Below are 19,998 nucleotides of genomic sequence, written 5' to 3'. Positions count from 1 at the left end.
GGGAAGGCCCTCCGAGCCCTGCTCGGAGGGCCTTCGCGCGTCAGCGGGTGGCGATGAGGGCCGAGCCGTGGCCGAAGAGGCCCTGGTTGACGGCCAGGCCGACGCGGGGGCGGCGGACCTGGCGAGGGCCCGCGCGGTCGCGCAGCTGGGTGGTGAGCTCGCAGAGCTGGGCGATGGCCTGGGCGGGGACGGCCTCGCCGAACGAGGCCAGGCCGCCCGACGGGTTGACCGGGACGCGGCCCCCGATGGCCGTCTCGCCACCGCGCAGCAGCTTGTCCGCCTCCCCTGGCGGGCACAGGCCGGCGTCCTCCATCCAGTCCAGTTCCAGCGCCGTCGACAGGTCGTACACCTCCGCCAGCGAGACGTCCTCGGGCCCCACCCCGGCCTCCTCGTAGGCGGCGTGCGCGATCGCCGCCCTGAACGGCCTCTCGGGCGGGGGCACGGCGGCCCAGGAGTCGGTGGCGAAGTTCGGCAGTTCCAGGACGGCGCTGGGGAAGGATGGGGTGACGGTGGCCACGGCGGCCAGGCGCACCAGGGGGGTCGTGCCGCGGCGGCGGGCGTACTCCTCCGAGGCGAGCACCACGGCGGCGCCCCCGTCGGAGGTGGCGCAGATGTCCATCAGCCGCAGCGGATCGGCGACCATGGGGGAGGCCAGCACCTCCTCCACGGTGACGGGCCTGCGGTAGCGGGCCATGGGGTTGAGCGAGCCGGCCCGCGCGTTCTTGACCTTGACGGCGGCGAAGTCGGCATGGGTGGAGCCGTGGACGGCCATGCGCCGGCGGGCGTAGAGGCCGAAGTACGCGGGGTTGGTGGCGCCGAGGAGCCGGAAGCGCAGCCAGTCGGGGTCGTCGGGCCGGTCGCCGCCCACCGGCGTGAAGAAGCCCTTGGGCGTGGAGTCCGCCCCCACGACCAGGGCGACCTCGCAGAGGCCCGCCAGGATGCGGGTGCGCGCGATGTCGACGGCCTGGGCGCCCGAGGCGCAGGCGGCGTAGCAGGAGGCGATCCTGGCGCCCGACCAGCCGAGGGCCTGGGCGTAGGTGGCGCCGGCGACGAAGCCGGGGTAGCCGTTCCTGATCGTGTCCGCGCCGACGAGGAAGTCCACGTCGGTCCAGGCCACGCCGGCGTCGTCGAGGGCCGCGCGGGCGGCCGCCACGCCGTACTCCACGAAGGGACGGCCCCACTTGCCCCAGGGGTGCATGCCCGTGCCCAGCACCACGACGCTCATGACGCCCGCCGCCACATCCACACCTGGGGCCCGTCGGCCAGGGGACCCGAGGTGAGCTCCAGTTCCATGCCCACCTCCAGCTCCGCCACCGTCAGCCCCGTGACCTGGCCGAGCACCACGATGCCCGCCTCGTCCAGCTCGACCGCGGCCAGGGTCACCGGCTCGTACGGCTCCGCAGCCACGTACGGCGCCGGCGGCGGGTAGCAGGCGTTCGTGTACGACCAGACCCGCCCGCGTCTCGGCAGCCTGACCTCGTGGAGCTCCGTGCCGCCGCAGCGGGGGTCGGGGCAGAGGCCGTGCCGCGGTGGGAAGCAGACGGTGCCGCAGTCCGCGCATCTGGTGCCGAGGAGGCGGACGCCGTCGTGGTCGATGGCGAACCAGCCGTCGATCGCAAACGTCATAGCCGGAGTATCACACAAGCGCTTGCTAGGTTGCATCCCTTCGCCGCCTGCGCTGCGTCACCAGCACCCGCGCCGACATCGCCGCCACCAGCATCACCATGCCCGCGACCACCGGCGCCCTGGAGGACGGCGGCGCCTCGCAGAAATTCGGCTCGGGCGCCGCGCCTCCCGACGCGGGCACGTCCAGCCGGGCGGCCGCCCGCAGGGCGAGCACCGCGTCGACCACCCCGTGCCCGTAGGCGCGGCTGTGGCCGTCGGCCGGCCGCTTCCTGGTGCTGAGCTCGATGGCCCGCCGCACGTGGTACGGCGACAGGCTCGGATGCGCCGACCTGATCAGGGCCGCGACGCCCGCGACCATGGCCGCGGCCGAGCTGGTGCCGTCGCCGATCACGTACGAGCGGCGCCCGTCGGCCGTCACGATCTCCGTGCCCGGCGCGACCACCGAGACGTAGTTCTGCCTGTTGGAGAACCCGGCCACCGCGAGCCGCCGGTCCACGGCGCCGACGGCGATCACGCCGGGGTAGGCGGCGGGGAAGTTCTTCCTGTTGGCGTCGGCGCCGTCGTTGCCCGACGAGGCCACGAGCACGGCGCCCCTGGCGATCGCGTACTGGACGGCCTCCTCCTCCGTCGCCGAGCCCTCCCAGGAGCCCCTGCCGCCGCCGAGCGACATGCTGATCACTTCGGCGCCGTGGTCGGCCGCGTAGCGGATGCCCCTGGCCAGCGCGTTGCGCCCGCCCGAGCGCTGCATCTTGCGCTGCGGGTCGCCGTTGTCCAGCGTGACCCTGACGGACAGCACCTCGGCCTCCGGCGCCACCCCGAGGACGCCGCCCTCGCGCTCGTCGCCGTGCCCGCGACCGGCGATCAGGCTGGCCATGGCGGTGCCGTGGCGCCCCCACCGGTGCGGGCTCCTGACCACCCCGGTCAGATCGGGCCCCTGGATCACGGCGCCCGCCAGGTCGGGGTGGCGGCCGTTCACCCCCGTGTCGAGCACGGCCACCACGACGCCCGCGCCCTTGCTCGTCCGCCAGGCGTCGGGCAGCCGCATCGCGCGGAGCTGCCACTGGCCGGCCCGCGCGACCCGGTCGACGTCGTCGGAGGCGCTCGGAGCGGCGGCGCCCAGCACCGCGCCCACTGCCAGCGCTGTGACCACGGCGGGCACGAGGATCCTGCTCATCTGGTCAGCGCCCGGTGCAGGGCCGCCGCGAGCTGGCCCGCGGCGGCCCGCAGCCGCGGCTCGACCACGTCGCCCGGCTGGTACGGCCGCCCGTCGGCGTAGCCCGCGGCCACCGCCACCACGTGGCGCCCGCCGGGCCGCAGCACCACCCCGGTGACGTACTGACGGTCGCCGAACCGCTCGGCCGGGCCGCCGGGGAAGGCCACGGGCCGCACGGTCGCGGGCCGTCCGGCGCTGGAGGGGGCCGGCGGCGGGCCGTCGACCACGGCGACGCCCACGGTGGCGACGTAGGTGCCGGTGCTGTCGGCGTACGTCGCGCGTACGGCGGTGCGGCAGCCGGGCCCCACGGCCGAGGGCTGGAACGCGGCCGGGCACGGCGCCTCGGGGGCGACCCCGGCCAGCACGTACGTGACCCGCGCGCCCGACGGGCTGAGGCCTGGCACGGCGAAGGGGAAGACCTTCATGACCGGCCGGACGGGCCCGCGTTCGGGCACGGGAGGCTCCGGGGTGGGCAGGAGCGCGGACAGCATCGACAGCAGGACAACAGGAAACTGGTACACGTCGACCTCGAAAGGGAGGGGGAGGGGACGTTTGACCCGCATTCTGACACGCGACCGCTGAGTCAGCCCGACGCTTCAGTAAACAGACCGATACGCGGAGTAATTCCGATCTGTGGCTTTCGCCCTAGGAGATGGGGGAAAGCCGGACATGCGCCCCGGGCGGCAGTCCCAGGCGCTGCGCCGCGTCACCGGAGTTCACGGCGATCGCGATCAGCCCCGCCGAGTCCTCGAACGCCACCAGTTCCCCCGGCGGCACCGCCGAGAACGTCTCCCGGTACGGCAGCGAGAGCTGCCGCCGCCCCAGCCGCACCCCCAGCGTGTCGCCCACCCGCACGCCCAGCGCCTGCAGGTCGCCCGCCGCGATCGACAACTGCGTGTTGCCGTAGCGGTCGACCGAGACGACCTCGCCCTCCACCGAGCCCTCACGCAACCGGGAGGTCGGCTCCGGCAGCGAGACCAGACGGCCGACCGGGATCTCCGGCCCCAGCTCCGCCGGGCTCAGCCCGCCGTACAACCGCGCGGCGACCGGCGCGAACACGTCGCGCCCAGGAAACGTGGGCGAGACCGGCCGCAGGAAGTGCTGGTCGTTGCTGATCTCATGGGCCGCCTGCGCGCCGCCGCCGGCGTGCACGGCCCACGACAGCAGCCCGTTGTCGGGCCCGATGAACACCCGGCCGCCCGCCTCGACGGCGACCGCGCGCCTGGAGGCGCCCGCCCCCGGATCGACCGCGGCGATGTGGATGCCCGCCGGGAGGTACGGGATGGTCTGGGCGAGCACGGCCGCGCCGCGGCGTACGTCTCCCGCGGGTATCAGGTGGCACACGTCGATCACCCTGGCCTCGGGGGCGATCCCGGCGATCACTCCATGGCAGGCCGCCACATAGCCGTCTTCCAGCCCATAGTCCGTGAGCAGCGTGATTACTGAGGTCACATCTGGTGACTGTACGTCTGTCGAACCGCCATGAACAGCAGCGCGCCGCACATTACGATGGCCACGGGCCGCGTGCGTGCGACGTGATCGTCACACGCCCCTTTCGAGGAGGACACCATGGGAGCACCGCTCAGCGGTGACAATGCTGCCCAGGAGCCGTCCCGGCAATCACTCTCACAACGCGATCACGAGCTCCTCGCCTTCGAGCGCCAGTGGTGGCGCCACGCGGGCGCGAAGGAGCAGGCCATCAAGGAGACCTTCGGGTTCTCCGCCACGCGCTACTACCAGTTGCTCGGCGAGCTGATCGACAGACCGGAGGCGCTCGAGCAGGACCCCATGCTGGTCAAGAGGCTGCGCAGGTTACGCTCGACCCGCCAGCGTGACCGCGCGGCCAGAAGGCTTGGCATGCGCCCCTGACCGGCTGGGTACGGCAGCCGCGTGAGGAACATCCCTGGAATGGAAGCGATCTTGAGCGATCCGGCAGGCGCCGTGATCGGGCTCGACTTCGACGGCACGCTGTCGCCGATCGTGCCCGATCCCGCCGAGGCCGTGATCCATCCGAAGGCGCCCGAGGTGCTCGCCGATCTGGGCGCCCACGTCCTGGCGGTGGTCATCGTGACCGGCAGGCCCTCCGCCACCGTGCTGGAGCTGGGGCCAGGGCTGACCGGCGTGCCGGGGCTGGTCGTGCTCGGACACTACGGGTTCGAGCGCTGGGAGCACGGCCGCGTCTCCGCGCCCCCGCCCCCCGCCGGCGTGCCGCGCAGCGAGGCCGAGCTGCCGCTGCTGCTCGACTCGCTGGGTGTCGAGGGCGTGACCGTCGAGGACAAGGGCCGGGCCGTGGCCGTCCACACCCGGCGCAGCCCCGACCCCGACGGCACCCTCGCCAAGCTGCGCGAGCCGCTGGCCAAGCTGGCCGAGAAGCACGGCCTGGTGGTCGAGCCCGGCCGCTACGTCCTGGAGCTGCGGCCGCCGGGCATGGACAAGGGCCAGGCGCTCAGCCTGTTCCTGGCCGAGCGGGCCGCGAGGTCCGTCCTGTTCGCCGGCGACGACCTCGGCGACCTGGCCGCGTACGACGCCGTCGACGCCTCCAACCTGCCCGGCGTGACCGTGTGCAGCGGCTCCGCCGAGGTGGCGGCGCTGGCCGAGCGGGCCGACATCGTGGTGGACGGCCCCGACGGAGTGGTGGCGCTGCTCGGCGAGTTGGCGTCCGCGTTCAGCCGTTCGTAAGCGGCCGCCGATACGGTCGTGCACATGTCGAAGCGCCATCTCGCCGTCGCGACCGCGGTCGCCGCCGCCCTCCTCGCCGCCCCGCTGCCCGCCGAGGCCGGCTCCGCGCGGACGCTCACGCTCAGGGGCGGGCTGACGCTCCGGCTGCCCGCCACGTGGAAGGTCCACAAGGTCGAACCCGGCTGGACCCGCGTGGTGACCGGCAATTGCGCCGAGCCCGAGGGCGGCTACGGCACTCCCGGGTGCGACAGCTTCTGGATCCTCGGTCCGAAGGCCATCGAGAAGGGCGATGAGCTCTTCCGGCCGTACACCGGGGCCTCGGCCTTCTACCCCGCCACCGACGTGCAGCGCTGCCCGCACAACGGCAAGTGGGGGCAGCGGCTCGGCGCGGCCGGGGCGAAGGGCCTGCGGAAGGTCGGGCCCGGCCACCGGGCCGCCTACCGCGAGTGGAAGGCCGCCTGCGTCTCCTACTCCAACGGCCGGGTGAGGTCGCGCTACGTGCAGCGCGAGTGGCATCTGCCGAAGACCGGGATCCTGGTCGTCGACCAGTGGAGCACGCCGGGGTTGTCCGGCGTGCTCCAGCGCGCCCGCTGGAGCTGAGCCCTCAGGCGAGGGCGTCGAGCTGGGCCTCCAGCCACTTCTGCGGCGGCAGGGCGGTGGCCGCCGCGTGCAGCTTGTCGCGGCGCGTCCGCCGCTCGTCCTCGGGCATGACGAGCGCGTCGTGCAGCGCGGTGGCGGTGCCGCTGATGTCGTAGGGGTTGACCAGGAGCGCGTGGGAGCCCAGCTCGGCCGCCGCGCCCGCCTCCCGCGACAACACCAGCGCGCAGCGCGGCGACAACACGGGGCCTTCCTTGGCCACCAGGTTCATGCCGTCGCGGATGGGGTTGACCAGCAGCACGTCGGCCATCCGGTACGCGGCCAGCGAGCGCGGATAGTCGTCGTTGACGTTGAGGATCAGCGGGTCCCAGTCCTCCGTGGCGTACTCGTCCTCGATCTGCTGGGCGCAGCGCTGCACCGACGCGGTGTATTCGCGATATTCGGGCAGGTCGTGCCGGCTCGGGTAGGCGAAGGCCAGGTGCACGACCCGGCCGTGCCACTCGGGGTGGGCGCCGAGGAACTCGCCGTAGGCGACCAGGCCGCGCACGATGTTCTTCGACAGCTCGGTGCGGTCGATGCGGACGATCAGCCTGCGGTCGCCCACCTGCTCCTTCAGCGCGGTCATGTGCGACTCGACGTCGGGCTCGCAGGCGCGCTCCCAGAGGGCGGCGCCGTCCACGCCGAGGCTGTGCACGCCGATGCGGGTCGTCCTGCCGTCGTGGGTGACGCTGCGCCCGACGCGGTCGGCCTCCGCGCCCAGCAGCGCCTCGCAGCAGTCCATGAACGCCTGCGCCCACCTGTCGGTGAGGAACCCGGCGTGATCGGCCCCCAGAATTCCTTCCAGGACCTCTCGCGCCACGTCGTCGGGCAGCAGGGAGAAGTATTCCGGCGGCGCCCACGGCGTGTGGCTGAAGTGGGCGATGCGCAGGTCCGGCCGCTCGGCGCGGAGCATCGCCGGGGTCAGGGTCAGGTGGTAGTCCTGCACCATCACCCTGGCCTCGTGGCCGGCCTCCTCTGCCAGCGCCAGCGCGAACGCGCCGTTGTAGTCGCGGTAGGACTCCCACTCGCGCCCGAACTTGGTGCCGAAGAGCGGCGCGTTGGGGATGTCGTAGAGCAGGTGGTTGACGAACCACAGCGTGGAGTTGGCCACGGCGTTGTAGGCGCGGTGGAAGGTGGCGGGCGGGATGTCGAGCATGCGCAGCGGGCCGGTGTCGTAGCCGGCCTGGTCGATGCGGCCGCCGGGGGCCAGGCGCACGGCGCTGCGGTCGCCGTCGGACAGCGCCGCGCAGACCCACAGGACGCCGTCGTCCTTGGCCACGCCGGACAACCCCGACACCAGCCCGCCGCCGCCGCGCCGCAGGCTCAGCTCGCCGTCGTCGGAGACGGTGAAGGAGACGGGGCCGCGGTTGGAGGCCACCAGGACGTTGTTCACCGCGCCCGCTCCGGCCGGGCGGGCCGCCCGCGGGGCGGTGAGCTGGCATAAGACCTCAAGGAGACTCCTTCCGACTGGCGTGTCGGTGTAGACGGAACCACACTGATCATCGTGGTGATCGGCCCATCGGAAAAGGAAGGATGCCAACAAGGCTCCCTACGACCATAGGATCCCAGCTATGGCGCTTGATGAGCTAACCGAGGAACTCGCTCGCTCCGCCGCGGCCGGAGACCACCGTGCTCTAGGCGAGCTGCTGCGGCGGATCGAGCCCGATGTGATGCGTCACTGCGCCCGCATCCTGCCCTACCACCAGGACGCCGAGGAGGCCTCCCAGGACACCCTCCTGGCGGTGGCGCGCAACATCGGGCGCTTCGAGGGACGGGCCAGGTTCAGCACCTGGCTGCACATCGTGACGGCCAACTGCGCGCGCACGACCTACCGGTCGCTGAAACGCCGGGCGGCCGAGCAGAGCTCGGACGAGCTGCCGATGCAGAAGCCCGACGTGCGGCGCGTCAGCGTCATCGCGGGCTCGCGGCTCGACCTGCTCGACGCCATGGAGGCGCTGGAGGCCGACAAGCCGGACCTGGCGCAGGCGCTGGTGCTGCGCGACATCGTCCAGCTCGACTACAACGAGGTGGCCGACCAGCTCGGCATCCCGCTCGGCACCGCGAAATCGCGCATCCACCAGGCGCGCAAATATGTGCAGGGCGTGCTGGGAGACGACTATCGATGAGATCGTCCGTCTCAGGATTTGAGACGGGAGGACGTTTCCGCCACGTGGGCGGGTAGAGTCCGATGCAACAACTGAACATTGCTCATCCAGAGGGGTGGAGGGACCGGCCCTGCGAAGCCCCGGCAACCCTCCCGGCTTGTGACTCGCGACCTGGCGAGGCCGACCGGGACAAGGTGCCAATTCCGGTCTGTGGTCAAGGTGGCCGCAGACGAAGATGAGGGAAGGCCTCGCTTCATGTCGCTCGATTTCGGTCCCGCCGTCGGTCTGTCCTGCCGCGAGTGCGGCGCGCGTTACCCGCTCGGTCCGAGCTTCGCCTGTCAGGAGTGTTTCGGGCCGCTCGAAGCGGCCTACGAATTCGGCGAGGTGACCCGCGCGGCCATCGAGTCGGGCCCCGCCAACATCTGGCGCTACCGCTCGCTGCTGCCCGTGCCGGCCGACGTCGCCGACAAGCCCAACATGAACCCGGGGTGGACCAAACTGGTCAGGGCCGGCAACCTCGGGCGGGCGCTCGGCATCAGATCTCTCCACGTCAAGGACGACTCGGGCAACCCCACCCACTCCTTCAAGGACCGCGTGGTCGCCATGGCCGTCGAGGCGGCCCGCAACTTCGGCTTCCACACGCTCTCCTGCTCCTCCACGGGCAACCTCGCGGGCGCGGTGACGGCGGCCGCGGCGCGGGCCGGGCTGGAGGCGTGCGTGTTCATCCCGGCCAACCTCGAACAAGCCAAGATCGCCATGGCCCGGGTGTTCGGCGGCCGGCTGGTCGGCATCGAGGGCACCTACGACGACGTCAACAGGTTCTGCTCCGAGCTGATCGGCGACCCGCTCGGCGACAAGTGGGGGTTCACCAACATCAACCTGCGGCCCTACTACGCCGAGGGCTCCAAGACGCTCGCGTACGAGATCGCCGAGCAACTCGGGTGGCGGCTGCCCGAGCAGATCATCATCCCCATCGCCTCGGGCTCGCAGCTCACGAAGATCGACAAGGGCTTCAAGGAGCTGGTGGCGCTGGGACTGGTCGAGGACACGCCCTACAAGATCTTCGGGGCGCAGGCGGCCGGGTGCTCGCCCGTGTCGACCGCCTACAAGGCGGGGCACGACGTCGTGCAGCCGGTCCGGCCCGACACCATCGCCAAGTCGCTGGCCATCGGAAACCCCGCCGACGGCCCGTACGTGCTGGACATCGCGCGGCGGACCGGAGGGGGCGTCGAGGACGTCACGGACGCTGAGATCGTGGCCGCCATTAAGCTCCTGGCCTCGGCGGAGGGCATCTTCGCCGAGACGGCGGGCGGCGTGACCGTGGGTGTGCTGAAGAAGCTCACCGAGACCGGGCAGCTCGACCCGGAGGCCGAGACCGTGGTGCTGAACACCGGCGACGGCCTCAAGACGCTCGACGCGATCAGCGGCGACGCCAGGCCCACGGCCGTGATCAAGCCCTCCCTCGACGCGTTCCGCGCGACTGTCTGACAACCAGGAAAGGCGAGTTAAACATGAGCGTTTCTGTGCGGATTCCCACCATTCTGCGCACCTACACCGGGGGCAGCGCGGAGGTCAGTGGCGAGGGCGCGACTCTTCGTGACGTGCTGGCCAAGCTGGACTCTGACTACCCGGGTATCGGCGCGAGAATTCTGGATGAATCGGGCAAGATTCGGCGTTTTGTCAACGTTTATGTGGGGGAAGAGGACGTCCGATTCGCCCAGGGGCTGGACACTCCGGCGCCGGACGGCACCCAGATCTCCATCATCCCCGCCGTCGCCGGCGGGTGAGTGCGGCAGAGCACACTTCGGCGAAGGCGCCCCTTGTGGGCGCCTTCTCCTTTTCCCAGTAATTCAACGTTGAACCGTCGATGAGAGGAAATGCGAAGTCTGCGGATTGACTCTGTTGCCAAACCCCGTGCCACAGGTATGGTCGAGGGCGATCGCCTGGCTGATTTTCCGTTAAGTCAGGCGATTACGGGTCTCGCGGAGGAATGGGCGAGGTCTGGGAGCCCAGTAAGAGGAGTCGGAAGTGGCGCAGGGCACCGTCAAGTGGTTCAACGCGGACAAGGGCTACGGCTTCATCGCGGTAGACGGTGGTAAGGATGTATTCGTCCATTACTCAGCGATCATGATGGACGGGTATCGCTCTCTCGAACAGGGACAGCGTGTCGAGTTCGAGATCACGCAGGGCCAGAAGGGGCCGCAGGCGGAGTCCGTCAGGACGGTCTGATTCACCGCACTGGTATGCACCGGCGGGATCGTGCGGCAGCGCAGTCCGGGCGAACCGTCACCTTTCTTTCGTCGATCCTGGTACGGCGAGCCGTGTGCGCGAACCGCGGCCAGCGGTGCGCCCACGGGGCGGCTCGCCGGACAGACGACTGACCTGGGGGGAAGCGCCCGCCACGGGTGAGTTCGCTTGCACTCGGCAGGGTAGAGTGCTAAACAGTTCGTTGGCACTCTGTGCAGCAGAGTGCCAACACCGGATCGAGACGATGGGGTCTGCCGAACGGAGATGCTGACCCATGCCGTCGCGGGCGTCGGCTCGGTCCACGACAAGCCACCCTGCATCTGGGAGGTCTAGCCTTATGGCAGCCAAGATGATCGCGTTTGACGAGGACGCCCGGCGCGGTCTCGAGCGCGGTATGAACCAGCTCGCCGACGCCGTCAAGGTGACCCTGGGCCCCAAGGGGCGCAACGTCGTGCTGGAGAAGAAGTGGGGCGCTCCCACGATCACCAACGATGGTGTGTCCATCGCCAAGGAGATCGAGCTCGAGGACCCGTGGGAGAAGATCGGCGCGGAGCTGGTCAAGGAGGTCGCCAAGAAGACGGACGACGTCGCCGGCGACGGCACCACGACCGCCACCGTGCTCGCCCAGGCGCTGGTGCGTGAGGGCCTGCGAAACGTGGCCGCCGGCGCCAACCCGATGGCTCTGAAGAAGGGCATCGAGGCGGCCGTCGAGCGGGTCAGCGAGGAGCTCTCCAAGCTGGCCAAGGACGTGGAGACCAAGGAGCAGATCGCTTCGACCGCCTCCATCTCCGCCGCCGACCCCGAGATCGGCGCGCTCATCGCCGAGGCGATGGACAAGGTCGGCAAGGAAGGCGTCATCACCGTCGAGGAGAGCAACACCTTCGGCCTCGAGCTCGAGCTCACCGAGGGCATGCGCTTCGACAAGGGCATGACGTCGATGTACTTCGTCACCGACTCCGACCGCATGGAGGCCGTGCTCGAAGACCCGTACATCCTGATCGTCAACGGCAAGGTCTCCGCCAACAAGGACCTGCTGCCGCTGCTCGACAAGGTCGTGCAGTCGGGCAAGCCGCTGCTGATCATCGCCGAGGACGTCGAGGGCGAGGCCCTGGCGACCCTGGTGGTCAACAAGATCCGCGGCCTGTTCCGCTCCGTGGCCGTCAAGGCCCCGGGCTTCGGCGACCGCCGCAAGGCCATGCTCAACGACATCGCGATCCTGACCGGTGGTCAGGTCATCGCCGAGGAGGTCGGCCTCAAGCTCGAGACCGCCACCCTCGACCTGCTGGGCCGCGCCCGCAAGGTGGTCGTGACCAAGGACGAGACGACGATCGTCGACGGCGCCGGTGACGCCGAGCAGATCTCCGGCCGGGTCAACGAGATCCGCGCCGAGATCGAGCGCACCGACTCCGACTACGACCGCGAGAAGCTCCAGGAGCGGCTGGCCAAGCTGGCCGGCGGCGTGGCCGTCATCAAGGCGGGCGCGGCGACCGAGGTCGAGCTCAAGGAGCGCAAGCACCGCATCGAAGACGCCGTCCGCAACGCGAAGGCGGCCGTCGAGGAGGGCATCGTCCCTGGCGGTGGCGTGGCGCTGCTGCAGGCCGGCGCCAAGGCGTTCGACAAGCTGGAGCTCAACGGCGACGAGGCCACCGGTGCGGCGATCGTGAAGAAGGCTCTGGAGGAGCCGCTGAAGCAGATCGCGGTCAACGCCGGCCTCGAGGGCGGCGTCGTGGTCGAGCGCGTGCGCAACCTCACCCCGGGTGAGGGCCTCAACGCCGCGTCGGGCGAATACGTCAACATGTTCGAGGCCGGCATTCTCGACCCGGCCAAGGTGACGCGCTCGGCGCTGCAGAACGCCGCCTCGATCGCGGCGCTCTTCCTCACCACCGAGGCCGTCATCGCCGAGAAGCCGGAGAAGACCCCGGCCGCTCCCGCCGGCATGCCCGGCGGCGGCGACATGGACTTCTAGGTCCTGTTCGCGGCGCACGTCCCGAAAGAGCGGTCCGGTTTTTCCGGGCCGCTCTTGCTTTTGTTTCACTGCCATTACGTTTCGCAATTGAACTGCTACTTCGAGTGAGAAAGGGTTGTCACCACATCGCCTCACCGAAGGAGCAGATAATTGTTCTCCCGCACCAAGCGCATGCTGGGCGTCGCCGTTCTCGGCCTCGCCTCCGTGACCCTCACGGCCGTTCCCGCGCATGCCAATGACCCTGTCGTCGTGAGCGGCGCCGTGACCGAGGGCACGCCGCTGTGCGCGCTGCGATCCTGGGTGCCGCTGCTCGGCAACCTGCAGCCGCTGGACGAGATCTGCGACTAGCGCCCACGGAAAGGCGCCCCACCAGCGTGCGGTGGGGCGCCTTTCCGTCGTCAGACCCCGTAGTGGGGGATGATGTGACCGCGGGCCAGGGTGTTGGCGGTGATGTTGAAGCCCACCACCGCCGGGCTCGTGCCGCTGTCCACGCCGAGCGACTCGACCCCCAGCGCGTGGACCGTGAAGACGTAGCGGTGCGGGTCGCCAGGAGGCGGGGCGGCGCCGCCGTAGTCTTTGGTGCCGTAGTCGTTGCGGGCGTGCACCGCGCCCGCCGGCAGGCCCTTGAACTCCGGGGCCGTGCCCGCGCCCGTCGGCAGCTCGGTGACCGAGGCCGGAAGGTCGAAGAGCACCCAGTGCCAGAAGCCGCTGCCTGTGGGGGCATCGGGGTCGAAGCAGGTGACGGCGTAGGAGCGGGTCTCGGCGGGAGCGCCCGACCAGCGCAGCTGGGGCGAGAGGTTCTGGCCGGTCATGCCCCAGTCGTTGAAGACGTGGAGGTCGTTGAGCCGCTCGCCGTCCTGGAGGTCGTCGCTCTCCACCACGAGCGCGGGGACCGACGGCAGGTGTTCGTGGGGAAGGGGTGCTGGCACGGCATCCTCCTAGGTTGAGAGCTCCTTGCCAGCCATCCTAGAAGCGGCCGTGTCGGACGCCCGTCAGCCCGCCAGCTGTGGCGGCAGCGCCTTGTCGTGCAGGACCGTCAGCGTGGTCACCGCCCGGGTCAGGACCACGTAGAGCCTGGCCAGGCCGCGGGGCTCGGCCGCGACGATGTCGGCGGGCTCCACGACGACGACGTGGTCGTACTCCAGGCCCTTGGCGAGCGTCGCGGGCACGATGAGCAGGCGGTGTTCCTCGGTCGAGTCGGGGTCGAGAACGGCGTGGGGGAGGCCGGCGAGGGACTCGGAGACCGCGGCGACCATCGCGTCAGGAGCGATGACGCCGATCGAGCCCTCCCTGGCCAGGGCCTCCTCCGCGGCTTCGGCGACCGAGCCGCCCTCGCGTACGGTGAGCGACCCGGCGCCGGGCCGCAGCGACTGCGGGGCGGCCAGGTCGGGGGCGATCGAGGGGAGCAGGCGGGCCGCGTAGTCCAGGACCTCCCTCGGCACGCGGAAGCCGAGCGTCAGCTCCGTGACCTCGCCCTCGCGCTGGCCCAGGTGGTCGAGCACCGACTTCCACGAACGGGTCGACCACGGCGTGGTGCCCTGGGCGAGGTCGCCGAGCACGGTGGCCGAGCCGTTGCGGCAGCGGCGGCCGAGGGCGCGCAACTGCATCTCGGACAGGTCCTGGGCCTCGTCGACCACCAGGTGGCCCAGCGACGGCGTACGTTCCATCAGGTCGCGGAGCTCGTCGAGGAGCGCGGCGTCGGCGGCCGACCATTTGGCGGACTTGTGGCTCCGGTACGGCTTCCGCCACAGGAGCATTTCCTGCTCTTCCGGCGACAAATCTGATTTAGCGGCTCGCGCTAGAAATTCCGGATCTGACAGCAAGCGGTGGAGGACCTGTTCGGGCGTCAGTTTGGGCCAGACCGCTTCCACAAGGTGTTTCACCGGTTTCGACCGGGCCACCGCGTCCTGCACCCGGTCGTCGGGCGACTCGCCGCGCTGCTCCATGCGTACAAGGACCATGTGGGCCAGCCGCTGCGCCAGCGCCGCCCGGCCGGGGTTGTACCGCGTGGTGCCGCGCAGGGAGGCCACGATCTCGCGTACTTCGTAGTCGGCCACCCGGTGCCGGTAGGCGCCCTTGGTGTAGACGAGGCCCTCCTCCGGCTTCACGATGTGCAGCCAGAGCGCCCGTTCGAGCACCGCCGCCATCCTGGCGTCGCCCTTCACCGCGGCCACCGTCGGGTCCTCGGGCGCGGCGTACTCGCCGAGCAGGCCGGCCACCGTGGTCTGGTCGACCTTGACCTCGCCGAGCGCGGGCAGCACCGAGGAGATGTAGGACAGGAACGCCCGGTTGGGTCCGACGATCATCACCCCCGACCTGGCCAGCCGCTCGCGGTGGGTGAACAGCAGATAGGCGGCGCGGTGCAGGCCGACGGCGGTTTTTCCGGTGCCGGGGGCGCCCTGCACGCACACCGTCTGGGCCAGGGTGGAGCGGACGATCTCGTCCTGGTCGGGCTGGATCGTGGCGACGATGTCACGCATCGGGCCGGTGCGGGGGCGTTCGATCTCCTCGGTGAGGATCCTGGACGGGCCGATCTCGACGCCTTCGCCGAGCGGCTCGTCCTCGAACGCGGTCAGCGCCCCGCCGTGGTAGCCGAAGCGGCGCCGGCGCGCGATCCCCATGGGGTCGGCGGGACTGGCCTGGTAGAACGCGCGGGACACCGGCGCGCGCCAGTCGATGACCAGTGGCCTGCTGTGGCCGTCGTGGACGTGGCGGCGCCCGACGTAGATGGTGCCGGGCAGGTCGTCGCTCTCCGCCTCGTGCTCGTGATCGCGACCGCTTCGCTCCTCGCCGGCGCCCTCGCCGCTCGCTCGTCGCGGGCTCTTCCGCTCCGCGCGGTCGAGGCGGCCGAAGAACAGCGGGGTGTCGGGGTGGTCGGCGAGCGCGGCCACCCGCTGGTCGAGCAGCGACTGGAGGATCTGCTGCGACACCCAGTCGCCGGCCGCGTCGGACGAGAGGGACCGGGCGTGGGCGCGCATGGCTTTGAGCGCGGCTCTGGACTCGGCCAGGTGGGCCTGCTCGGCGGCGAGCACGTCGGTGGGTATGTCGGGAGCCAGTTGGTGTGCGGGCATGCGGAAGTGCCTCCCTGGTTGAACGACGGAGGTGGTTACAGGCAGCGAATCCGCCAGTTTAGTCGCCACGATTGCGGGCTTCCAAAGCATTTAGCTCCGGCGACCTGGGTACGCATAGATGGTGGTGCGGGTCCGGCTCCGCTTCTCGCCGATCATTCCCACGATCGCGAGCTTCCTCCTGGCGGCGTTGTGGGGGCTCTCGGTGTTCGCGGGGTGGGGCCTGCAGGCGTTCTGCGCCGGTGGTGAGTCGATGGCGACGTGCTCGCAGCGTCTCGGCACCGTCTCCACGCTGTCGGGGGTGTTCGCGGTGGTCGCCGCGTGCTGCACGGTGGCGGCCTGGCTGCTGCCGTCGTCGCGGCACGACCCGCGGACGTTCGGCCACCTGATGGGCGCCGGCGTGCTGTGCTGGATCGTCGCGGGGGGCGTGCTCTTCGTCGGCGGTCTGCTGGTCAGGTAGAGGGGCAGATCCGCTTACAAGGGATCAAGCTCGGAATACCGAAATATTCGGGCATATCAGGTGGGTTTGTCGGATCATGGGGGTATGTCGCAGGCGGCGTGATAGTACGCAGGTGAGGGGGGTGGTTCGATTGTCTTCGACCCGCGGAGTCTCGTGGACGTGAAGCCACGCTGATGCCCGGCCGCTCGGGCGAGCGGCTGGGCATGACCGCCGGCATCGCCGTCACACGCCGCCGAGCACGTCGTCGGCGTCGATGATCTGGTACGCGTATCCCTGCTCGGCGAGGAACCGCTGCCGGTGCGCCGCGAACTCCTGGTCGACCGTGTCGCGGCTGACCACCGTGTAGAACCGGGCGCCCCCGCCGTCGGCCTTGGGTCGGAGCACCCGTCCGAGCCGCTGCGCCTCCTCCTGGCGCGAGCCGAACGTCCCCGACACCTGGATCGCGATGGCCGCCTCGGGCAGGTCGATGGAGAAGTTGGCCACCTTCGACACCACCAGCACCTGGATCTCCTTGTCGCGGAAGGCCTGGTAGAGGCGCTCGCGCTCCTTGACCCGGGTCTCGCCCTTGATGACCGGCGCGTTGAGGTGCTCGCCGAGCTCGTCGAGCTGGTCGATGTACTGGCCGATGACCAGCACCTGCTCGCCCAGGTGGCGGCGGACCAGCGCCTCGGTCACCTGCGTCTTGGACGGCGTGGTCGCGCAGAACCGGTAGCGCTCCTCCGACTCGGCCATCGCGTACGCCAGCCGCTCGTCGTCGGTGAGCGTGACCCGCACCTCGACGCAGTCGGCCGGCGCGATCCAGCCCTGGTTCTCCATCTCCTTCCACGGCGCGTCGTAACGCTTGGGGCCGATCAGCGAGAACACGTCGCCCTCGCGGCCGTCCTCGCGCACCAGCGTCGCGGTGAGCCCGACCCGCCTGCGGGCCTGCAGGTCGGCGGTCATCCGGAAGATGGGGGCGGGCAGCAGGTGCACCTCGTCGTAGACGATCAGGCCCCAGTCGCGGGCGTCGAACAGCTCCAGATGGCTGTAGACGCCCTTCCGCCTGGTGGTCATCACCTGGTAGGTGGCGATCGTGACCGGGCGGATCTCCTTCTTCGTGCCGGAGTATTCGCCGATCTCGTCCTCGGTCAGGGACGTGCGCTTGAGCAGCTCGGTCTTCCACTGGTGGGCGGAGACCGTGTTCGTCACCAGGATCAGCGTGGTGGCCTGGGCGTGCGCCATGGCGGCCGCGCCGACGAGCGTCTTGCCCGCGCCGCACGGCAGCACGACCACGCCGGAGCCGCCGTGCCAGAAGGCGTCGGCCGCCTCCTGCTGGTAGGGGCGCAAATTCCAGCCGTCCTGCTTCAGCGTGATCGGGTGCTGCTCCCCGTCGACGTAGCCGGCCAGGTCTTCGGCGGGCCAGCCCAGCTTGAGCAGGGCCTGCTTGACGTTGCCCCGGTCGCTCGGGTGCACGATCACGGAGTCGGGGCCGAGCCGCTCGCCCAGCATCGGCTGGATCTTCTTGGAGCGCAGCACCTCCTCCAGCACGGCCCGGTCGGTGGAGGTCAGCACCAGGCCGTTGGCCGGGTCCTTCTCCAGCCGCAGGCGGCCGTAGCGCGCCATGGTCTCGGCGACGTCGACCAGCAGGGCGTGCGGCACCGGGTAGCGGCTGAAGCTGATCAGCGCGTCGATGACCTGCTCGGCGTCGTGTCCGGCCGCGCGGGCGTTCCACAGCGCCAGCGGGGTGACGCGGTAGGTGTGCACGTGCTCGGGGGCGCGCTCGAGCTCGGCGAACGGCGCGATCGCCTTGCGGCACGCGTCGGCCCGCTCGTGGTCGACCTCGAGCAGCAGCGTCTTGTCCGATTGCACGATCAGCGGTCCATCGCTCACTGGCTTGTCTCCGTGGGGTAGGTACGGGGGCCCGGGTGCAGCGGGACCATCGTCTCCTGATCCCGGCTCGGCCGCTCCAGTGTGCAACATTCAGGGCGCCCGGATTAGTCCACGCGCCCTGGACGCGTCGCCGTGTCAGGAACTGCGGGGCTCCGGGCCCCGCCTAGTCGTCGAGGTAGCCGTTGAGGCCCAGGAAGAGGATGGTGCCGATGCCCAGCACGAAGCCGACCCCGAACAGGACCCAGCTCCAGATCACCATCGTGCGGGCGGTGTGCGGCTCGTTGCGCGCCTTGCTCAGCGCCAGCCCCGCGAGGATCGCGCCCGGCAGGCCCAGGACGTTGCAGCAGGAGACGAGCGCGAGGAGGTTGAGCACGAGCGAGACGATGGCGTTGGCGAGCGGGCCGTCGTTCCGCGGAGGCGGCGGATAGCCGTAGCCGTAGCCGTACTGCGGGGGCGGCTGGTCGCCGTAGGGCGCGCCGTACGGTTGGTACGGATAACCCGATGGGTCTTCCTGGCTCATGGTCACCTCCAGACAGGTCAACACTTATCACGGAATTGAGGCGCGGCTGACCGAGTGAGCGTACCCGGTGCGGCCGTGACGTGGTTCGCGGCTCCTCAGCCGAGCTGCGCGCGCAGCGCCTTGCGGTCGAGCTTGAGCACGCTCGTGACCGGGATCGAGTCGGCGAACCTCACTTCCCGCGGATATTTCACCCTGCCGACCCGGTCGCGGGCCCACGCGATCAGCTCCTCGGCCCCGACCTGGGCGCCCGTCCTGAGCTGCACGAACGCCACGACCTCCTCGCCGACGCGCGGGTCGGAACGGCCGACGACGCCCGACATCACCACGTCGGGGTGCTGGTTGAGCGCGTCCTCGACGTCGCGGGGGAACACGTTGAAGCCGCCCCGGATGATCAGGTCCTTCTTCCTGTCGACGATGTAGAGGTAGCCGTCGTCGTCCACGCAGCCGATGTCGCCCGTACGCAGCTCGCCGCCGGCCAGCGCCGTGCCCTCGGGGTCGGGTTCGTGTTCGCCCCAGTAGCCGAGCATCAGCGACTCGCCGGAGACGCAGATCTCACCGATGTCCCCGGTCTCCGCGGCCTCGCCCTCGCTGTCGCGGATGGTGATCGTGTAGCCGGGCAGCGGCAGGCCGACGCTGCCGACCTTGCGCCGGTCCGGCGGGTTGAAGGTCGTCACGGCGCTGGTCTCGGTCAGCCCGTAGCCCTCCAGGATCTGCACGCCCGGCATCCTGCGCTCGAACTCCGCCAGCGTCTCCCTGCCGAGCGGGGCCGCGCCGCACGTGAGGAAGGCGAGGTCGGGCAGCGGATGCGACTCCAGCGGTTCGGCGAGGAGCATCTGGATCATGGACGGGACGACGGTGCCGTACTGGACGCGCTGCTCGGCGGCCAGCGACAGGAACGCCTTCGGCTCGAACCAGCGCATCAGCACCGCCTGCTGCGGCTCCGCGGCGTGCATCGAGGCGACCGAGATGATCAGCCCGTACGCGTGGGACAGCGGTACGGGCACCAGCGCGCGGTTCCTGCCCTCCTGGCGGGACAGCTCATAGGCGGCCCTGGCCACCCGCCACAGGCCCTGGTGGCTCAGCATGACGCCCTTGGCCTTGCCCGTGGTGCCGCCGGTGTACATGAGCGCGGCCAGGTCGCCGGGGTCCCTGTGCACGAGCCCGTGCTCGGGGGCCCGCTCCAGCTCGGCCGTGTCCACGAAGATCGGGATGTCGACGGCGGCGGCGCGTACGGTCTCCTCCAGCTCGGGCGAGGTGACGATCGCGCGGGCGCCGCTGTCGAGCAGGATGTGCCGCAACTCGTCGGGCCCCACCAGGAACACCACCGGCGTCACCACCGCGCCCGCCGCCCACAACGCCTGGTAGAGCAGCGGCACCTCGGGGGAGGTCGCCATCATCACGGCCACCCGGTCGCCGGGCCGGATGCCGGCTTCGACGAAACCGCCGCACATGCGGCGCGCGCGTTCGGCGAGCGCGTGGCTGCGGAACCATGCCCCTTCGTAGAACATCGCGTCGTGGTCGTCGAAGCGGCTCCATGACTCCTCGGCCAGCCTGCCCAGCGTCTGCTCGGTCACATGCCCAACCTGATGCGAATGACGTTGCGCCGTCA

Annotated in this window: 21 protein-coding genes and 1 riboswitch; of the genes, 10 read left to right on the top strand and 11 right to left on the bottom strand. The window is 70.7% G+C overall.

From position 1 onward, the window contains the following. Positions 1–40: 40 nt before the first annotated feature. The 5 genes from E1292_RS21335 to E1292_RS21315 all read right to left on the bottom strand — a co-directional run bounded on the left by E1292_RS21335 (position 41) and on the right by E1292_RS21315 (position 4,291). A complete protein-coding gene (locus E1292_RS21335) occupies positions 41–1,225 on the bottom strand; it encodes a lipid-transfer protein (RefSeq protein WP_132596994.1) in 1,185 nt (394 codons plus the stop codon). Then, positions 1,222–1,626, bottom strand: coding sequence for a Zn-ribbon domain-containing OB-fold protein (locus E1292_RS21330; protein ID WP_132596985.1), 405 nt, complete (start codon positions 1,624–1,626; stop codon positions 1,222–1,224). Before E1292_RS21330 ends, E1292_RS21335 begins: the two co-directional genes overlap by 4 nt. A 25-nt stretch (positions 1,627–1,651) precedes the next feature. Then, entirely contained in the window at positions 1,652–2,800 is a 1,149-nt protein-coding gene (locus tag E1292_RS21325; protein WP_132596993.1) for a S8 family serine peptidase, read from the bottom strand. Beyond that, entirely contained in the window at positions 2,797–3,402 is a 606-nt protein-coding gene (locus E1292_RS21320) for a hypothetical protein (protein ID WP_132596984.1), read from the bottom strand. The genes E1292_RS21325 and E1292_RS21320 overlap by 4 nt, the downstream gene beginning before the upstream one ends. An 82-nt stretch (positions 3,403–3,484) precedes the next feature. Then, positions 3,485–4,291 (bottom strand): SAM hydrolase/SAM-dependent halogenase family protein, encoded by an 807-nt coding sequence (locus tag E1292_RS21315; RefSeq protein ID WP_132596983.1) that lies wholly within the window; start codon positions 4,289–4,291, stop codon positions 3,485–3,487. 117 nt (positions 4,292–4,408) lie between these two features. On the opposite strand from E1292_RS21315, the gene E1292_RS21310 reads away from it, so the two are divergent. The 3 genes from E1292_RS21310 to E1292_RS21300 are packed head-to-tail and all read left to right on the top strand — an operon-like array spanning position 4,409 to position 6,118. Beyond that, positions 4,409–4,708 carry a DUF3263 domain-containing protein gene (locus tag E1292_RS21310; protein WP_132596982.1) on the top strand — a complete coding sequence of 100 codons (300 nt, stop codon included), beginning with the start codon at positions 4,409–4,411 and terminating at the stop codon, positions 4,706–4,708. A gap of 39 nt (positions 4,709–4,747) precedes the next feature. Continuing rightward, positions 4,748–5,518 carry a trehalose-phosphatase gene (otsB, locus tag E1292_RS21305; protein ID WP_165974657.1) on the top strand — a complete coding sequence of 257 codons (771 nt, stop codon included), beginning with the start codon at positions 4,748–4,750 and terminating at the stop codon, positions 5,516–5,518. 24 nt (positions 5,519–5,542) lie between these two features. Then, the gene (locus tag E1292_RS21300) at positions 5,543–6,118 is read left to right on the top strand and encodes a hypothetical protein (RefSeq protein ID WP_132596981.1); all 576 of its coding nucleotides are present in this window, start codon (positions 5,543–5,545) and stop codon (positions 6,116–6,118) included. Positions 6,119–6,122: 4 nt separating this feature from the next. Here the strand turns inward: E1292_RS21300 and E1292_RS21295 are convergent, their stop codons facing one another. Then, positions 6,123–7,547, bottom strand: a complete 1,425-nt coding sequence (locus E1292_RS21295; RefSeq protein WP_132596980.1) for an alpha,alpha-trehalose-phosphate synthase (UDP-forming) — start codon at positions 7,545–7,547, stop codon at positions 6,123–6,125. A gap of 178 nt (positions 7,548–7,725) precedes the next feature. On the opposite strand from E1292_RS21295, the gene E1292_RS21290 reads away from it, so the two are divergent. From E1292_RS21290 to E1292_RS21265, 6 genes are all read left to right on the top strand, one after another. Then, positions 7,726–8,280 (top strand): RNA polymerase sigma factor, encoded by a 555-nt coding sequence (locus E1292_RS21290; protein ID WP_132511701.1) that lies wholly within the window; start codon positions 7,726–7,728, stop codon positions 8,278–8,280. Positions 8,281–8,359: 79 nt separating this feature from the next. Next, a riboswitch (SAM riboswitch) is annotated at positions 8,360–8,501 on the top strand. 13 nt (positions 8,502–8,514) lie between these two features. Then, positions 8,515–9,747, top strand: a complete 1,233-nt coding sequence (thrC, locus tag E1292_RS21285; protein WP_132596979.1) for a threonine synthase — start codon at positions 8,515–8,517, stop codon at positions 9,745–9,747. A gap of 23 nt (positions 9,748–9,770) precedes the next feature. Continuing rightward, positions 9,771–10,046, top strand: a complete 276-nt coding sequence (locus E1292_RS21280) for a MoaD/ThiS family protein (RefSeq protein WP_132596978.1) — start codon at positions 9,771–9,773, stop codon at positions 10,044–10,046. A 241-nt stretch (positions 10,047–10,287) separates the two neighbouring features. Then, complete coding sequence (locus E1292_RS21275; RefSeq protein ID WP_106250594.1) at positions 10,288–10,488, top strand: cold-shock protein; 201 nt, start codon at positions 10,288–10,290, stop codon at positions 10,486–10,488. 355 nt (positions 10,489–10,843) lie between these two features. Continuing rightward, a complete protein-coding gene (gene groL / locus E1292_RS21270; RefSeq protein ID WP_132511695.1) occupies positions 10,844–12,472 on the top strand; it encodes a chaperonin GroEL in 1,629 nt (542 codons plus the stop codon). Positions 12,473–12,622: 150 nt separating this feature from the next. Next, positions 12,623–12,820, top strand: coding sequence for a hypothetical protein (locus E1292_RS21265; protein WP_132596977.1), 198 nt, complete (start codon positions 12,623–12,625; stop codon positions 12,818–12,820). 50 nt (positions 12,821–12,870) lie between these two features. Here the strand turns inward: E1292_RS21265 and E1292_RS21260 are convergent, their stop codons facing one another. Together E1292_RS21260 and E1292_RS21255 are read right to left on the bottom strand one after the other, a co-directional pair. Then, positions 12,871–13,401: a YbhB/YbcL family Raf kinase inhibitor-like protein gene (locus tag E1292_RS21260; protein ID WP_132596976.1), complete on the bottom strand. Its 531-nt coding sequence runs from the start codon at positions 13,399–13,401 to the stop codon at positions 12,871–12,873. A gap of 63 nt (positions 13,402–13,464) precedes the next feature. Next, a complete protein-coding gene (locus E1292_RS21255) occupies positions 13,465–15,543 on the bottom strand; it encodes a HelD family protein (protein ID WP_132596975.1) in 2,079 nt (692 codons plus the stop codon). A 118-nt stretch (positions 15,544–15,661) separates the two neighbouring features. Here E1292_RS21255 and E1292_RS21250 point away from each other — a divergent pair, with 118 nt between their 5' ends. After that, positions 15,662–16,000, top strand: coding sequence for a hypothetical protein (locus tag E1292_RS21250; protein WP_132596974.1), 339 nt, complete (start codon positions 15,662–15,664; stop codon positions 15,998–16,000). Positions 16,001–16,222: 222 nt separating this feature from the next. Here E1292_RS21250 and E1292_RS21245 read toward each other — a convergent pair whose 3' ends face one another. From E1292_RS21245 to E1292_RS21235, 3 genes are all read right to left on the bottom strand, one after another. Beyond that, a complete protein-coding gene (locus E1292_RS21245; RefSeq protein WP_132596973.1) occupies positions 16,223–17,869 on the bottom strand; it encodes a DNA repair helicase XPB in 1,647 nt (548 codons plus the stop codon). Positions 17,870–18,032: 163 nt separating this feature from the next. Further along, positions 18,033–18,389 carry a hypothetical protein gene (locus E1292_RS21240; protein WP_132511685.1) on the bottom strand — a complete coding sequence of 119 codons (357 nt, stop codon included), beginning with the start codon at positions 18,387–18,389 and terminating at the stop codon, positions 18,033–18,035. Between the two features lie 95 nt (positions 18,390–18,484). Next, positions 18,485–19,963 (bottom strand): AMP-binding protein, encoded by a 1,479-nt coding sequence (locus E1292_RS21235; RefSeq protein WP_246090240.1) that lies wholly within the window; start codon positions 19,961–19,963, stop codon positions 18,485–18,487. Positions 19,964–19,998 lie beyond the last annotated feature (35 nt).

Source organism: Nonomuraea deserti, assembly GCF_004348685.1.
GTDB classification, from domain to species: domain Bacteria; phylum Actinomycetota; class Actinomycetes; order Streptosporangiales; family Streptosporangiaceae; genus Nonomuraea; species Nonomuraea deserti.
This window is presented reverse-complemented; position numbering and strand designations above follow the sequence as displayed.

Excerpts from the sequence above, each read along its gene's own strand:
- E1292_RS21335 (WP_132596994.1), bottom strand. The coding sequence starts at position 1,225 with ATGAGCGTCGTGGTGCTGGGCACGGGCATGCACCCCTGGGGCAAGTGG.
- E1292_RS21330 (WP_132596985.1), bottom strand. The coding sequence starts at position 1,626 with ATGACGTTTGCGATCGACGGCTGGTTCGCCATCGACCACGACGGCGTC.
- E1292_RS21325 (WP_132596993.1), bottom strand. The coding sequence starts at position 2,800 with ATGAGCAGGATCCTCGTGCCCGCCGTGGTCACAGCGCTGGCAGTGGGC.
- E1292_RS21320 (WP_132596984.1), bottom strand. The coding sequence starts at position 3,402 with ATGCGGGTCAAACGTCCCCTCCCCCTCCCTTTCGAGGTCGACGTGTAC.
- E1292_RS21310 (WP_132596982.1), top strand. The coding sequence starts at position 4,409 with ATGGGAGCACCGCTCAGCGGTGACAATGCTGCCCAGGAGCCGTCCCGG.
- otsB (WP_165974657.1), top strand. The coding sequence starts at position 4,748 with ATGGAAGCGATCTTGAGCGATCCGGCAGGCGCCGTGATCGGGCTCGAC.
- E1292_RS21300 (WP_132596981.1), top strand. The coding sequence starts at position 5,543 with ATGTCGAAGCGCCATCTCGCCGTCGCGACCGCGGTCGCCGCCGCCCTC.
- E1292_RS21290 (WP_132511701.1), top strand. The coding sequence starts at position 7,726 with ATGGCGCTTGATGAGCTAACCGAGGAACTCGCTCGCTCCGCCGCGGCC.
- thrC (WP_132596979.1), top strand. The coding sequence starts at position 8,515 with ATGTCGCTCGATTTCGGTCCCGCCGTCGGTCTGTCCTGCCGCGAGTGC.
- E1292_RS21280 (WP_132596978.1), top strand. The coding sequence starts at position 9,771 with ATGAGCGTTTCTGTGCGGATTCCCACCATTCTGCGCACCTACACCGGG.
- groL (WP_132511695.1), top strand. The coding sequence starts at position 10,844 with ATGGCAGCCAAGATGATCGCGTTTGACGAGGACGCCCGGCGCGGTCTC.
- E1292_RS21255 (WP_132596975.1), bottom strand. The coding sequence starts at position 15,543 with ATGCCCGCACACCAACTGGCTCCCGACATACCCACCGACGTGCTCGCC.
- E1292_RS21250 (WP_132596974.1), top strand. The coding sequence starts at position 15,662 with ATGGTGGTGCGGGTCCGGCTCCGCTTCTCGCCGATCATTCCCACGATC.
- E1292_RS21240 (WP_132511685.1), bottom strand. The coding sequence starts at position 18,389 with ATGAGCCAGGAAGACCCATCGGGTTATCCGTACCAACCGTACGGCGCG.